General features: G+C 53.5%; 13 protein-coding genes. 2 read left to right on the top strand and 11 right to left on the bottom strand.

The window, feature by feature from the left end:
- Positions 1-42: 42 nt before the first annotated feature.
- From GOC95_RS09345 to purB, 11 genes are all read right to left on the bottom strand, one after another.
- Positions 43-390, bottom strand: coding sequence for a hypothetical protein (locus GOC95_RS09345; protein WP_275356817.1), 348 nt, complete (start codon positions 388-390; stop codon positions 43-45).
- Between the two features lie 71 nt (positions 391-461).
- Positions 462-1,349: a peptidoglycan DD-metalloendopeptidase family protein gene (locus tag GOC95_RS09340; protein ID WP_275356816.1), complete on the bottom strand. Its 888-nt coding sequence runs from the start codon at positions 1,347-1,349 to the stop codon at positions 462-464.
- The gene (locus tag GOC95_RS09335) at positions 1,346-2,020 is read right to left on the bottom strand and encodes a protein-L-isoaspartate(D-aspartate) O-methyltransferase (protein WP_194746997.1); all 675 of its coding nucleotides are present in this window, start codon (positions 2,018-2,020) and stop codon (positions 1,346-1,348) included. Before GOC95_RS09335 ends, GOC95_RS09340 begins: the two co-directional genes overlap by 4 nt.
- Positions 2,021-2,040: 20 nt before the next feature.
- Positions 2,041-2,790: a 5'/3'-nucleotidase SurE gene (surE, locus tag GOC95_RS09330; protein WP_275356815.1), complete on the bottom strand. Its 750-nt coding sequence runs from the start codon at positions 2,788-2,790 to the stop codon at positions 2,041-2,043.
- A 96-nt stretch (positions 2,791-2,886) separates the two neighbouring features.
- Complete coding sequence (locus tag GOC95_RS09325; protein WP_275356814.1) at positions 2,887-3,249, bottom strand: DUF2069 domain-containing protein; 363 nt, start codon at positions 3,247-3,249, stop codon at positions 2,887-2,889.
- Positions 3,246-3,986, bottom strand: coding sequence for a DUF2470 domain-containing protein (locus GOC95_RS09320; protein ID WP_275356813.1), 741 nt, complete (start codon positions 3,984-3,986; stop codon positions 3,246-3,248). Before GOC95_RS09320 ends, GOC95_RS09325 begins: the two co-directional genes overlap by 4 nt.
- Positions 3,987-4,009: 23 nt before the next feature.
- The gene (wrbA, locus tag GOC95_RS09315; RefSeq protein ID WP_275356812.1) at positions 4,010-4,600 is read right to left on the bottom strand and encodes an NAD(P)H:quinone oxidoreductase; all 591 of its coding nucleotides are present in this window, start codon (positions 4,598-4,600) and stop codon (positions 4,010-4,012) included.
- Positions 4,597-5,418 (bottom strand): NYN domain-containing protein, encoded by an 822-nt coding sequence (locus GOC95_RS09310; protein WP_275356811.1) that lies wholly within the window; start codon positions 5,416-5,418, stop codon positions 4,597-4,599. Before GOC95_RS09310 ends, wrbA begins: the two co-directional genes overlap by 4 nt.
- A gap of 15 nt (positions 5,419-5,433) precedes the next feature.
- Positions 5,434-8,823 carry a translocation/assembly module TamB domain-containing protein gene (locus GOC95_RS09305; RefSeq protein ID WP_275356810.1) on the bottom strand — a complete coding sequence of 1,130 codons (3,390 nt, stop codon included), beginning with the start codon at positions 8,821-8,823 and terminating at the stop codon, positions 5,434-5,436.
- Positions 8,823-10,667 carry an autotransporter assembly complex family protein gene (locus GOC95_RS09300; RefSeq protein WP_275356809.1) on the bottom strand — a complete coding sequence of 615 codons (1,845 nt, stop codon included), beginning with the start codon at positions 10,665-10,667 and terminating at the stop codon, positions 8,823-8,825. Before GOC95_RS09300 ends, GOC95_RS09305 begins: the two co-directional genes overlap by 1 nt.
- Before the next feature lie 102 nt (positions 10,668-10,769).
- Positions 10,770-12,143 (bottom strand): adenylosuccinate lyase, encoded by a 1,374-nt coding sequence (gene purB / locus GOC95_RS09295; RefSeq protein ID WP_275356807.1) that lies wholly within the window; start codon positions 12,141-12,143, stop codon positions 10,770-10,772.
- Between the two features lie 194 nt (positions 12,144-12,337).
- Here purB and GOC95_RS09290 point away from each other — a divergent pair, with 194 nt between their 5' ends.
- Entirely contained in the window at positions 12,338-13,009 is a 672-nt protein-coding gene (locus tag GOC95_RS09290; RefSeq protein WP_194746990.1) for a transglutaminase-like cysteine peptidase, read from the top strand.
- A 118-nt stretch (positions 13,010-13,127) separates the two neighbouring features.
- Complete coding sequence (locus GOC95_RS09285; protein ID WP_275356805.1) at positions 13,128-15,056, top strand: EAL domain-containing protein; 1,929 nt, start codon at positions 13,128-13,130, stop codon at positions 15,054-15,056.
- The last annotated feature ends 47 nt before the right edge of the window (positions 15,057-15,103 follow it).

Raw genomic sequence — 15,103 nt, 5'->3', positions numbered from 1 at the left:
GGTTGGATTTTGATCTGGTTAGACTGGGGCGCTAGCAGGCGTCTACCAATGACCTGTAGTTAGCAGTTGGTAGATAAAATAAGTGCCTAACAGCATCATGACATAAACAGGAAAGTCACTGGCTGAGCGGCGCTGCTGGTTGCTCAGGTGGCTGATATAGCGGTGAAACACAAACAGAGCCAGCAGGGTGACGACCGCTAGCACCATATTCATCGGACTGGCCATCAGCCATTGCAACCAGTCAGTCGGGCGTGACTCACTGCTGAATAGATGGACAGCGATCCCGACCAGGCCGCAAAGCACCAGGCCTAGCGTCAGCACCGCCTGCAGAATTTTCCATCCGCTGTCTGGTCGGATATCGCGGTTTTTGCTGTAGCGGTTGGGGTCCATACCAGCTCCTTTGCTGAGTGACCTGCATAGTTTAACCTGCCAGCGGTCGAGGCATGCCGACCGTGCTTGGCTTAATGGCTGCTGGCGGTGGCCGGCGTACTCGGTAAATACGTGGCCGGGTCTACCGGTTTGCCTTTTTGCCGGATTTCAAAATGCAGCACAGGCAGTTTGTTATTGGCCGGGGCGGGCAGGGTGGCGAGTTTTTCACCTTGGGTCACAAACACGCCCTCTTTGACCAGTGAGTTGCCCTGGTGCGCATAGACAGAGAGCAGGTTGCTGTTGTGTTTGACGATAATCAGCTTGCCATAGCCACGCACATCCATGCCGCTATAAATCACTTTCCCCGCGCCTGCGGCATTGACCGCCTGACCAGCGCTCCCCGTGATGTTCAAGCCTTTATTGGTTTGTACGTCAAACCCTGCACTCACTTTGCCTGCCAGCGGCCACTGCCATTGAATGTCGCTGTCGTTGATGGCTTCGAGGTCTAAGGGGGCTGCGGATTTTTCGCCCTCTGTGGTGGCCTGCAGCCCTGGTGCGGCATTGGCCGTGCTTGCAGCCTCTGGGGTCGCGCTCATGTCTGGTCTGCTGATCGCCGAGGTGACGACTTCAGCATCATCCGCGCCTGCGGGATCGGTGGCTTTATTGTTTGTTGCGCTGGTGCCGCTTTTTGCGGTCAGGTTGAGGACCTGGCCGACATGAATCTCATACGGCGCTTGCAGCTGGTTAAACTCGGCCAGCTTCATGAACGGGATGCCAAATTTGCGGCCGATACTGTAGAGCGTATCGCCTTTTTGTACCAGGTACTGATTCGCCCCCACGCTGACCGGCGCAGCCGGTTTGCTTTCTGGCGCAGGTGACACGCTGGTGACCACCGGTGCGCGCGGCATGGGAGAGTTGAGGGCACAGGCAGCAAGTGTACAGGCGGTTCCGCACGCGGTCAGCAAGGTGCGTAGATTCATGATAAAGCAGTGCCTCCTAGCAATGGGACAAACTTCACGGATTCCAGCGCGGTTTGCTGAATTCCCTGGGCGGTACGTTCAATTAAATGCAGTACCTGGTCGGTGGTGCCGACCGGGATGACCATGCGGCCACCGACGGCTAATTGTTCGACCAGCTCAGGCGGCACATGGCTGGCCGCCGCGGTGACCATAATGGCATCAAACGGGCCATAATCCTTGAGGCCCAGGCTGCCGTCGGCATGGTCCAGTTTGACATTGGTACATTTCAAAGTGCGCAGATGGTTTCTGGCTTTCATCACCAGCGGCCGGATGCGTTCCAGTGAGTAGACGTCGGTGCTCACGCGCGACAACACGGCGGTCTGGTAGCCGCAACCCGTGCCAATCTCAAGCACTTTGTTCAATGGTTTGCCATTGCGCAGAATTTGCGTCATTTTGGCCACGATATATGGCTGCGAAATAGTCTGACCGTAACCAATCGGCAATGAAACGTCCTCATAGGCGCGGATAGACAGTGCTTCATCGACGAAGATATGGCGAGGAATCTCTGCCATGGCCGCTATGACCACTTCATCCTGAATACCTTGCTCACGCAGGCGCGTCAACATGCGCTCGCGTGTCCGCGAAGAGGTCATTCCGATACCGGTTTTGTGTGATGTTCTTGGAATCGCCATGTCACTGAATTCTTGATGACTTATTGCTTGCTTTGCAGCCATTGCTGCAGGGTGGCAATTTGAGAGTGTTTGGTTAAATCTACCTGTATGGGTGAAATGGAGACATAGCCTTCGGCCACGGCGTGAAAGTCAGTCCCTTCACCGCCGTCATTCGGCTGGCCCGCGGCACCTACCCAGTAAACGGTTTCGCCTCTGGGGGTTTGCAGTTGAATGACGGGTTCGGCCTTGTGACGTTTGCCCAGTCGCGTGATTTTTTTACCTTTGATTGCTTCAAATGGTACATCTGGCACATTGATGTTTAACAAGGTTGGCTCGGTAAACTCGCTGTGGTTGTATTGCTGGACCAGGTCCACCACGATCTTGGCCGCCGTTTCAAAGTGCAGTGCCTGATGTTGTGACATCGAAATGGCAAAAGAAGGAATGCCCAGTAAATACCCCTCAGTCGCTGCAGCTACGGTGCCAGAGTAAATGGTATCGTCGCCCATATTGGCGCCATCATTGATACCACTGATCACCATGTCCGGCATTTCCTGCATGAGGCCCGTCAGGGCAATGTGTACGCAGTCGGTGGGGGTGCCATTGACATAAAAAAAGCCATTGGCGGCTTGTTTGACACTTAAAGGTCTGTCCAGGGTAAGTGAGTTGCTGGCACCACTGCGGTTACGCTCGGGCGCGACCACGGTGATTTCGGCTATTTTGCTCAAATGCGCGGCCAGGACATTGAGGCCGGGCGCAAGATAGCCATCGTCATTAGATAACAGGATTTTCATGCCCGATATTATATAAGGTTTACCGAGCTTGTCAGCGTGGATTCAACAAAGAATTTACAGCAAAAATGGCCAACCCAGGCGGTGAGGCAATGTTGGTCAAGCGGCCTGATAGCGGCTACCGCTAAATTTGGCATAGGTGACGACGCTGGCAAAAAACAATGCGCTGAAGATGACCTCTGCCAGCGCCAGCCACTGGCTGAGCCCTGTCTCTGACCATGTCCGCACCACGCCCTCGGTAAAGTAAAACAGAATCAGCATGCCTGACCATTGGTAGGTATAACGCTTGCCACGCAAAATGCCGAATAACGGGCCCAACAGCGGCAAGACTTTTAAAAACAGCAAGCTGCCACCAGCCCGCAAGGGCGCCCATAAAATCTCCCACCCCAGACACAATACAATCAGCGCAATCAAGCTGACGCTGGCGACCCAGCGACTGACCATCAACCAGCGCGCGATCATGCTTTACACGCTTGAGACAAGGCTACCAAGGCTTTGCGCGCATCCATGGCGTTCAATACCGGCTGCTCAAAGGCAAACCGCAATAACCCTTGTGTTTCTTCACCCTGATGATATTGCACATCAAACCCTTCAGCATCCAGGCCTATCATTTCTGCATGGTCGGCGGTGATGTTATGAACATGCTTGCAATACTGCAGCAGGCTATCCTTGTGGTCCTCGTTCATATGGGCGACGATGCCCGCTTCTTGCGCGGCGAGCATGCTCTCGCCCAGCCCTTCGTTGAGCGCCGAGCCTTCAAACCAGCCCATGCGGCCAAAGCCGGCAATGTAGCGCACATGCTCCACCTGAATGCGGTAAAAATGAAAGTCATGCATATCAAAGTAGCTGGCTGCCTGTGGCAAATAGCGCAGGTAGCGGGCGCGCAAATCGGCATCCTGCTTGTCGCAAGGCATGGCTTCACCCATCAATGTCAGGCGCGCGTTGGCTTGCAAGTCTTCAGCCCCGGAAAACACCAGTAAAGAGACTTTGGCGTTTTCGAGAATATTTTTTGTATGTTCGGCAATCGTGCTGATCAGAACCACCGGCTCTGCCTGCTGGTTGCAGACAAACGGTGCCACCGAGCCAAACGGAAAGCCGGGATACTTCATCGAATGCGTCGACAAAATGGCATGACGGGTTGAAAACAAGAATTGACGGGCTTCACGAGCCAATGATTTCGGGATGGGTGCATCAGACATACTTAAAATTCCCTAAAAAACGATTATTGCAATTTGAGCGCGGTGTGGGCCAGACGTTTGCCCAAGGCCAGACATAATTTCTTCTCATCGTCAGACAAGGGCTGATCATCCATCGCGCCGCCGATATGACTGGCACCATACGGGGTGCCACCGGTTTTAGTCGTCCCCAATTGCGGCTCGGAATATGGTAAGCCCATCAATAGCATGCCATGGTGCAGCAGCGGGATCATCATGGTCATCAAAGTCATTTCATTGCCGCCGTGCATGGAGCCACTGGAGGTGAACACGGCCGCCGGTTTGCCAATCAGCGCGCCTTTGAGCCAGAGCCCGGAGGTGCCATCGAGAAAATATTTCATTGGGGCAGCCATATTGCCAAACCGTGTTGGGCTGCCTAGTGCCAGTCCGGCACATTCTTCGAGATCTTGCAGTGTGGCATAGGGCGCCCCACTGGTTGGGATCTCGGGCTCGGTGGCCTCACAGTTGGCCGAGACTTTGGGCACAGTGCGCAGCCGTGCCTGGGCCCCGGGTACGCTCTCTACGCCGCGTGCAATCTGTTGTGCCAGCTCGCGCACGGCACCGCCTTGAGAGTAATAAAGAATCAGAATTTCTGTCATTTTTTTCGTTTGTCTTTAACGTGCTGCTTTTTGTGATCCAGCTCAAACAGCCCGATGGATTGAATCAACTCGCTAAATTTAGCATATCCATAGTTTCTGGAGTCAAACGCAGAATAGTTTTTAATCATATGTTTTTTGACCTCACTGAGGTTGGCAAAGCCGTCATCTTCCGAAAGCGCTTCTATGGCGGATCGCGTCAGAGACACCAGCTTGGCATCCATGGCCAGTTGTTGTGAGGTTTTCTTGACGGTGGGGCTTAGCAACAACGGTTCAGCGATTGCCGTTGCTTGCTTGCTCAGCGTATCTGGTTTGTCCGCAGTGCTCTTGTCCATGACAGCGGCTGATTCATCGGTATCGGCTTTTTTGTCTTGGGAAAGAATCTCGATAAACACAAAGCGGTTACAGGCGGCACGCAATGATTCGGGCGTTTTGGCCTCACCAAAGCCATATACCGATTTGCCTGACTCACGGAAGCGGATCGCCAGCCTGGTAAAGTCACTGTCACTCGACACGATGCAGACGCCATCCAGCGGTGCGGTATACAGTAAATCCATCGCATCAATAATGAGGGCGCTGTCTGTGGCATTTTTACCCTTGGTGTTGGCATATTGCTGCATGGGCTGGATGGCATGCTTGGGCAGCACTTCTTTCCAGCGGCTCAGTTGGTGTTGCGTCCAGTCACCATAAATGCGGCGGATGCTGGCATCGCCAAATTTGGAAATTTCTTCAAACAGCGCATCAATGATGGGGATGACGTTAAACGTGTTGTCCGCATCAATCAGCACCGCTAATCTCGGGTTGGGTTTATCTGTATGCATGCGTCAGTCAGCCGTCTAGTCAAAACTAAAACCATAAAACACATCCATTGCATTCTCTGAACCTGTCCTGGTTTCAATGGAAATGCGCTTGGTGAGTTGGTAGGTCAGTTTACCAACATTTAACAGGCCGACAATGCTTTTTTCATAGCCGACCACCAGATTGCGGTTAATGCGTTTGCCGACGCTGACGGCATAATTGGTCGGGCCACTGCCGCGGACATCGATGCTGTCCAGCCCCACGGCTTGCGCCAAACGGGTTTGTAACGAGACCGAGTCGCCTTGCGACAGCAGGGCGCCCGCTGCGACAGACAGCAGGGCGAGGTCGCTGCTGCCAACTTGAGACATGGGTTGGCCCAGCACCAGTAGCGCGACTTTGTTTTCATTGCTGGTTTCCGGTGTGGAGACCAGTTTCAGGCGCGGCGTTTGCAGGCTGCCATTAATCTGAATCCCAACCTTGGTAGTGTCCACTTGCCGGGTCGCCAGCACATCGAGACCGATATTGGGCAGTTTGCCACTAAAAATCAGCCGTCCGGTTTCAATATTCAGCGATTGGCCGTAGGCGAGATAGGTGCCGGTGAGGTCCAGTGTGCCGGTGGCGCTGAGTGCATCCAGCAGGCCGTTGAGTTGCAACTTGCCACTCAAGGCGGCATTCAGGCCCTGACCCCTGAGCATGAACTGTTCTGATTCCTTAAACGGAAGCACGGTAGGTTTATCGCCAAAATCCAGCGCAAATGATTGAAGAAATAGTTTGGAGGCCGTCTCCGTCCGAGCTTGCGGGGATTCAATGACGACATCCTCATCCAGCGTGGGTTTGTCCGCCTTGGGCAACTCAAACAAGCCTTTATGAATTTTGAGATTACCGCTGATCGTTGTTTGCTGGCTATTCATACTGAGCTTGGTCTGGCCGCTTAATTGCACCCAGCGATCTACCCGTGACAGCGCCTGTAGCTTGTCTAGCTGCAAGGCGGCATTGAGTTGCCAGTCTTCCTGATTAAACTGAAACACGCCAGTGCCATTCAGTTCACCGCTTTTGCCAGCAAAGTGCAATTGCTGGAGGTGTATCTGGTCTGTGGCAAGCGTGGCATTGAGCGAGCCTTGCTCCAGCCACAGGCCCTGAGATGGTACTTGTAACGATAATGCGCTGCCCTGCATGCTGCCTTGCAGGCTAGGTTGTGCAATGGTGCCATGAGCTGCCGCTTGAATATTGAGTTGCCCGCCCACTTGTGTGTCTGGCAGCAGTTTATTGAGCCAGTTTAATTGCGGCAGATGTGCTTTGAGCATGGCCTGCAACGGCGCGGTTTTCTTGATCACCAGCCCGTCGGCGGTGGGGGTGACTTCTGTCGCCGCAGAAAATTGCAGGTCAATCGCCCGTTGCGCGTCACCGTTGGATTGCAGCGTAGCTTGTAGCTGCATGCGGTCGTTGCTGGCTTGCCAGTCTGCCTGCAATGTTTGTATGCCTAGCGCTTGCCAGGCGTTGGCGGTGGTATCGAATATCTGCCAGTCACCGTCAGACCGCTCCAGATGCAAGGATCCGTTCAGGTGCTGGTCCAGGGCCAGTGACCATTGACCTGATAACCGCAGTGCGTCGGCGGGCAGTGCCTCCGCAGAGCCCTGGCCAAGCCAGCCAAGCAGCGCTTGCACTGGAAAGTGGTCTAGCGCGCCTTGTGTATGCAATGCAACGGCTTGTCCTGGCGCCTGCGTGCGCGCATTGGGCGCCTGGGGCGGGCGATAGTGGAGTGCTGTTACCTGCAATTGCCCGCCGGATTTGGCCTTTAAGATAAAATCTCTGAGTTGAAAGCCCTGCTCAGGCTGCCAGGTCAGGGCTGCCGGTTTTTCAAGCTGAAACACTTTACCCGCCTGATCCTGTAATTGGGTGAGGGTGGCTTGCCAGCCCGGGTTTTGCAAACCGCTGTCCTGCCAATGGCCATTGAGCGCCAGCAGCAAGTTTCTTTGTCGTTGCGCATCGCTGTCAGTGACAGTGAAGGTGAGTTGGTGTTGGTCCAAATTGCCCTTCAGCTTGAGTTCGGCATCAATAGGTGGGCTGTCCATGCCACGCGCATCTTGCTGCGACAGGCCTTGTAACTGAATCTGGTTGTCCAGCGTGGCCTGTGATTGATTGGAAAAGTGCCCGTCGACTTGCAGACCCGCCAGGGATAAACCTTTTGGCAGCTGCAGTTGGGTGCCTGACAGATGATACGAGGTCGAAAAACTGCCCTCTCCTTGGGTAATGTCGCCTTGGCCTTGCAGCTTGCCGCTAAAGCCCGGCATCAACTGTGCCAGCGAGGCCAGATTGGCTTGCCAGATCAAGTGAGTTTGTTGCGTTGACCATGGCTTGGCCTGGCTCAGTGGCTGGGTTTGGATGCTGAGTGTATTCTGGTCCAGCTGCGCTTTTAGATCCAGCAGGCTTAATACACTGCCACGCAATTGCGCTTGCCCTTTGAGGATGAGCGGCTGTTGTTGCAAACGGCTATTGCCGGCATCCACGGTGATGTTGACCAGCCCTTGTTCGGTCAGGCTACCATCGGCGACGATATTCAAATCCATGGCTCCGCCTAGCTGGGGATGCAGGTGTTTGGCTTGAAACTGTTGCAAGTGAAACGCGAGATGGCTTTGGCGCTGGTCGTCCAAGCCGATGGAGGCCTGCAACTGCACTGTATCCAGTATTTTCTGGTGCTTATTGATAGGATTTTTATTAATAGCATCTTTGGTCGATGGCTCTGGGCCGGACATTTCAACCGGAATCAGCGCGAATGGCCGTGCCTCCGGTTGGTAATGATGATTAGCCGTCATTTCCAGTCGCGTCAAATTACCAGCCAGCGTCATGCGCAAATGATAGGGCAGGTCACCTTGCGGTTGCTGCAGGTCCAGCCAGCCGCTTAAATTGAATGGCGCTGCATTCTGCATCTTAAAGTGGCTGCTGAGGTTGCCCCAGGGGCTGTGTGCCTGGCTGATATTAAATTGCAGGGCGGTATTGTCTGCATCCAGATCAAACTGGAGATGCGAAACCTGCGTGATGCTCTGGCCTTGAATAATGGTCAATTGTTCAATCTGTCCCAGATGCAGATAGAACGGCAAGGGGATATGAATATGGGCAGGCAGGGGCGCCTGGGGCTGCGAGGTTGTCGGTGCTTGTTCGTTTGCCGGTTTGTAACGCAATGTGACCTGCTTGGCAGAAAACTGAGAGACGGTGAGTTTGCCCTGGGGCGTGACCGTCAGTTGCATATGCGAGTCTATGCCGGTCACGCTCAGTGTCGCATTCCCCAAATCGGTTTCAAACGAGGTCAGGCTGGTGAGCACCAGAATATTGGCCGCCCACACGATTTGCGGCGTGATGATGATCGACAGGCAAAGCAGCAGCGCTATAAATTGTTTGAATAGTGACGGCAGGTAGCGCAGGCGTGACATTAGAAATTCACTCCCAGGTTAAAATGCAGGCGGTATTCACCGGTCTCCTGACCACGGGCAATATCCACCCCGACCGGGCCAATCGGGCTACGCCAGCGGGCCCCCAGGCCATAGCCCAGTACAGGTTCGTAGTCTTTCCAGCTGTTGGCCGCATTGCCGAAATCGACAAACACGGCAGCACCCCAAGAGGTGGTGAGCCATTGCACGATTTCACTGCTGCCCGTGAGCAGCACGCGGCCGCCTACAATGGCGTCGGCCTCTTTCACACCTAAAGACTGAAAGGCATAGCCGCGCACCGACTGGTCGCCACCGGCGCGGAACAAATAAGTCGCTGGCACCCTGCCAGAGCCAGTAATACTGCCCACTTCAATGCGGCCCAGCCACTGGGTAGACTCCGTCAACGGGTAAAACGCCTGTAACCTGGCCTGCGATTGCAAAAAACGACCATCTGACAGTTTGTCTAATGGGGCCAGCTGGAATTGTGTATTGAAAATCCAGCCTTTAGTGGGTGCCAGCGCATTGTTGAGTCTGCGCATATTAAAGCCATAGGCGACGGTTGCGGCTTTATTAAACTGAGAATTTTCGCCGTCTACGGTCAAAAACTCATACAACAGGTTGGCGCCGACAAATTGTTCTATGCTTGTCGGCTGCCCCCAATAGCGGCGCACCCCATTTTGGATGGCGGTGGTGACCTGGCCTTCTACAGCGGTACGGATCAGGTTGTTTTGAATGCTGTCGCGATAGCCCTGCTCATCCGTCAGGAACGTAATGTTGGAGGTCACAGCCTGTAAGCGTTGTTCAAGCCGTACGCTACTGTCCCACAATAGTCCGCGCTCAAACAGGTTGCGGTTGGTGTAATTGAATACTACTCTGGCCCCGGTATTGGTACTGGCGCCGGTGCCGATACGCATGGAATATTGCTCGAGTTCGGTGACCGTCACCATGATGTCGGCAGACCTGTCCGGGTTGAGTTGATCGGTTTTGGCAATGACATCGACCGCTCTAAATTTGCCCGTGCTCATAAAACTGTTCTGTAAAGTGAGCAGATCCTCCTGGCGGTAGGGCGCCCCGGTTTTGAGTGTAATCAGCGGTCTGAGCAGGGATTCCGGGTAATGTTGCAAGCCCTGGATGAGCACGTGCCCCACCTTGACTGCCGGGCCAGAGTCTACCGCGATTTCAATCATGACAGCCTGGGTTGCCGGATCAACCAGGGCTTGCGAGCGCGTCAGTTTTGCGTTGGGAAATTGATCCCTTAGCAAAACGGCAAGGATATCGCGCTTGGCGCTGGTCCAGGCCGCTTGCGTGAAGATGCTGTTCACCGGTAAGGGCCAGCTTTTTTGCGCGGCCTCGAGTGTAGCCTGGTAGGCAGGCTGTTGCACTTCCCCCGAGATGCTGACGTTGACCTGCTTGACGGCGGCCGCTGGCGGCAACATGAGGTGGAATTCGGCTTGTGTCGCGTCTGGTCGGCGTAGGGTGGTTTGGGTCTTAAAGTAGCCTTCAGTGGCGAGCAAGTCGCTGATTTCCTGCGGGGTTTTCTGGATGAGTCGCTGCCACTCGCTCGCATTCATGCGCGGGTTGGACATCGCCTCATGAATGCTCAAGTGTTTTTGCAGCAACTCACGCAGCTTGGACTGCTGCGCCGGTAATGGATTGCCGCTGATAAAAAAACGCGTGCGGTAGCGATTGTCGGTTTGCACCTCAAACCATAAGGGTTCTTCGGCAATCGCTGGCAAAGCCGATAACAGTGGGAGAAGAAGAAAAACGTATTTGATCAAGCCGCGCAAGCGGTTTTTCAGCAGGCACAGAGGGGTAATGAAGCAGGGCTGTATGAAACGGTGAAGCAAGGACATCTGCCCAGGCCGCCAGAGCGGCTGCGGGGCAGATGTCCTGAATGAAAATGGTTGAATGAAGTACGCTAAGAGTTCCCTGGTCAAATCAACGGCGATTTAAATATGTTTAACCAGTTGACTGGCCTTGCCGGTATAAGTTGCAGGGGTCATTGCCAGCAACGCCTGCTTGGCTTCGGCAGGAATCGGCAAGGTCTCAATAAAAGCATGCAGCGATTGTTTGTTAATGCCGCCTTTACCGCGTGTCAGCTCTTTGAGTTGCTCATAAGGATTTTCAATGCCATAACGGCGCATTACGGTTTGAATCGGCTCGGCCAGTACTTCCCAGCTATTGTCCAGGTCTTCCAGCAGGCGCTGCGGATTGATTTCCAGCTTATTCAGGCCGCGCAGGCAAGAGTCATACCCCAGTAGCGTATAACCAAAGGCCACGCCCATATTTCGCAATACGGTAGAGTCGGTCAGGTCACGCTGCCAGCGTGAGATAGGCAGTTTCTCGGCCAGGTGACGCAAGATTGCATTGGCCAGGCCCAGATTGCCTTCAGAGTTTTCAAAATCAATCGGGTTGACCTTGTGTGGCATGGTCGAAGAGCCGATTTCGCCCGCTTTGACTTTTTGCTTGAAATAGCCCACCGAGATATAGCCCCAGATGTCGCGGTTCAAGTCAATCAGGATGGTGTTGATCCGTGCCAGCGTGTCGTAAATCTCAGCCATGTAATCATGCGGCTCGATCTGGATGGTCAGCGGGTTGTACGTCAGGCCCAGAGACTCGACAAAGCGTTTGGCAAAGCTTTCCCAGTCAAAATCAGGGTAGGCAGACAAATGTGCATTGAAGTTACCCACGGCACCGTTGATCTTGCCCAAAATTTCGTTCGCTTGCAGTTGTTTCAACTGGCGTTGCAGGCGATAAACCACGTTCGCCAGCTCTTTGCCCATGGTGGTAGGGCTGGCCGTTTGACCATGCGTACGGGACAACATCGGTTGCTCAGCCAGCGCTTGCGCCAACTCAGTCAGGCGGGCAATGACTGCCTGCAGGTTAGGCTGCATGACGGCTTCACGCGCAGATTTCAGCATCAGGGCGTGAGACAGGTTGTTGATGTCTTCTGAGGTACAGGCAAAATGGATAAATTCACTGGCTTTCTTGATTTCAGGATTGCCGTCAAACTTCTCTTTGAGCCAGTATTCCAGCGCTTTCACATCGTGATTGGTACGTACTTCGATGGCTTTGACCTGCATGGCATCCGCTTCGCTGAATGCGGCAATCGCAGCATCCAGTTCGTCTATGGTCGTCGGGCTGAATGGCGCGATTTCAGCCAGCTCAGGGGCGGCACTTAGCGCTTTTAACCAGGCGACCTCTACCATCGCGCGATATTTGATCAGGGCATACTCGCTGAAATAAGGACGCAAGGGGTCAAGTTTTGATTGATAGCGGCCATCTAGCGGCGAGAGTGCGTTGAGCGTGGTGAGTGACGTCATGGTTAAACAATTTAATAGATGCGAAAAACCAGCATTTTACCCAATCCGTCCATACTTGTCTTTGTTGTCTCTGTCATGTTTGAGTGATTGGGTGTATGAGACCGCGCGGAAGTTGTCGATGAAAACCATTTTGTTTGTTAAATTGTGTCTCTTTTCATCGTGACATAATCGTTGCCTGTAAAACCTTAACTGACATGAAATTGACGCCATCCACCTTTGCCAGAGTATTGACAGGCCTATGCCTGGCAATCAGCCTGCTATGGTCGCAGATCCAGGCGGATGATTATGTGCTGGCGATGCTGGAGAAAGTCCGCCAGCGTTACGGCGAAGAGGCTTATCAGAATGTCATGCGTCTGAATGAGCTGTTTGCGCAGATTGCCGGCTCCGGCGAAATGACCAAGGTCGGCATGGTCAATGATTTTACCAATCAGCACGTGCTGTTTGTGGACGACTATACGTTGTGGGGCATGGAGGATTACTGGGCCAGCCCGCTCGAAACCTTGGGCAAGGGGGCGGGGGACTGCGAGGACTTCAGTATTGTCAAATATATTTTGCTCAAGAAACTGGGTATTTCACAGGATAAATTACGTCTCACGTATGTTCGGGCACGCATGCCTAGCGGCTCCATCCGCCCGCACATGGTGCTGGCTTACTATGCCACGCCTAACAGCGACCCACTGATTCTGGATAACCTCAATTTTGAATTGCTACCGGCTTCGCGCCGGGGCGACCTGGCGCCTGTCTTCAGTTTTAACGACAAGGGTTTGTTTGTGGCGAATAACCCGACGGTACGTGCGGGCTCGCCAACCAACATCTCAAAATGGCGAGATGTGTTGACGCGGATGCGACAGGACGGATTGGAATGATGGAAAAATGGTTAGAGCTATGGTTATTATGGGGTGAGGATGCTAGGCTTGCACATAGAGTCTGCACAAGGACCGGGCAGCTGCCAATCTCCCCCCAGGAAAGTAAGAGGGCTTTCTGATGTCATTAATCAAACAAATACGTATTGCAATTTCGGCCATCATTTTGATGGTGGCCGCCGGATGTCTGTTTCTGGGGGTCTATAATGACCACCGCTATATGGCGGAGCAGCTACAGAAAAAAAATAACGATAATGCCAACGGGCTGGCCATTACACTTTCCAATATTCAAAAAGACAATGTCACGGTTGAGCTGATCGTCAGCGCCCAGTTTGACATGGGGCACTATCGCCGCATTGCGATTGTGTCGCCTGACAACAAGACCATGATAGAACGCGTGAATCGTGCGCCCCATTCAGAGGCCCCGGGCTGGTTCCAGTCTTTATTGTCAATTGAGATCCAACCCGGCGTTGCCAATATTCAGTCAGGTTGGCAGCAATATGGCACCCTGATCATGGAAAGCGAGCCCTCGCTGGCGTATGACCAGCTGTGGGAAACGTCTCGTCATGCCTTGCTGTGGACACTGCTGGTCGCCTTGTTGAGCTATGCGATTTCTGGCGTATGGCTCAAGAAAATTTTGCGGCCACTGGATGAAGTCATTGGGCAGGCAGAAGCCTTGGGTGAGCGTAAATACATTACGATTGCCGAGCCGGAGACGGAAGAGTTCAAGAAGCTGGTGCGCACCATGAACACCTTATCCGAGCGCGTCAAGTCTATGGTGACGGCAGAGTCCGAGCGCTTGAATACTTTTAACCAGCAAATCAACTATGACGAAGTGACCGGTCTCATGAACCAGTCACATTTCACCAACACGGCATCGGTGGCACTCAAGAATGACAGTTTTGTCGAGGGTATGCTGATTCTGGTACAAATGCGTAACCTGTCCGACATCGACCGGCAAATGGGCTACAGTGTGACCAACCAGCTGATCAAAAAAATCGGCGATGCGCTGTTGCAGCAGATGGCACATTATCCTGATGTGGTTTGCGGCCGACTGGCAGGGGGCGTTTTCGGGATTTTCAGTCGCCAGCCTGTCGATGATTTCGCCGTGGCGACCGAGCTCAAACTGGTGCTGGAAAAACTCAATGCCGCGCAGCAGATGCTGCAATTCCAGTTTGTCGTGACGCATACCAAAACCAAAAAAGGCGACGACTTTGCCGATATCTACCGCGTCATGCAATTTATTCTTGACCTGGCTGAGGATCAGGCCGCCTTGCCGATGCGCGTCATGAATGCCAATAGCATCGTCACCTCAAGAAAAAATTATCTGAACCAGTGGAAGCAGCAGTTCCTGCAGGCAATTGAGCAAAAGCAAATCAAGCTCGCCTGCTATCCGGTGATGCAGCGGCATCAACAATTGTTCCACTACGAATGCCCCTTGCGCTTGCATATTGATGAAGGCGATCAATGGCTGGCAGCGGGGGCCTTTATTGATTGGGCCAGCCAGCTCGATATGATCAAAACGCTGGATGGTCTTGCGTTGGAGTATGCCGTCGATATGCTGGCCAAGAGCAACGCCAATTTAAGTGTAAATGTCTCGGCAGCGGCCATGCGTAGTGATGATTACCGTGACAAGCTGCAGGCCTTGATCCTGTCCGTGAATCAACCTGCCAGGTTGAGTTTTGAGGTGGCAGAAGAAGCGGCGTTTAGTGACTTTATTAAGTTCAGGGAGTTTGTGCATCTGGTCAAGTCGCTGGGTTGCATGGTCGGGATGGAACATGTCGCCACCCGCTTGGCGCAGTTAGGTGACTTACACGAGCTGGGGCTGGATTACATCAAGTTTGATGCGTCTCTAATCCGCGATATTCATTTACGGCCACAACAGCAATCACTGATGCGCGGCCTCTGCATGATGGTACGCACCATGGGTATCGTGCCGATTGCCGAGGGAGTACAGGATCAGCAGGAGCTGGATAGTTTGAATGCGGTGGGGATAGAGGCAGTGACCGGCCCCTACGTACAGGAAAGCCTCTCGTTTGGCGAGCTCTGATACGGTCAATTTTTGTAATTCAACGGGGTTATGCCATATACTCCCCG

It is taken from the genome of Methylophilus sp. YYY-1, from assembly GCF_029132825.1.
GTDB classification, from domain to species: Bacteria; Pseudomonadota; Gammaproteobacteria; order Burkholderiales; family Methylophilaceae; genus Methylophilus; species Methylophilus glucosoxydans.
This window is presented reverse-complemented; position numbering and strand designations above follow the sequence as displayed.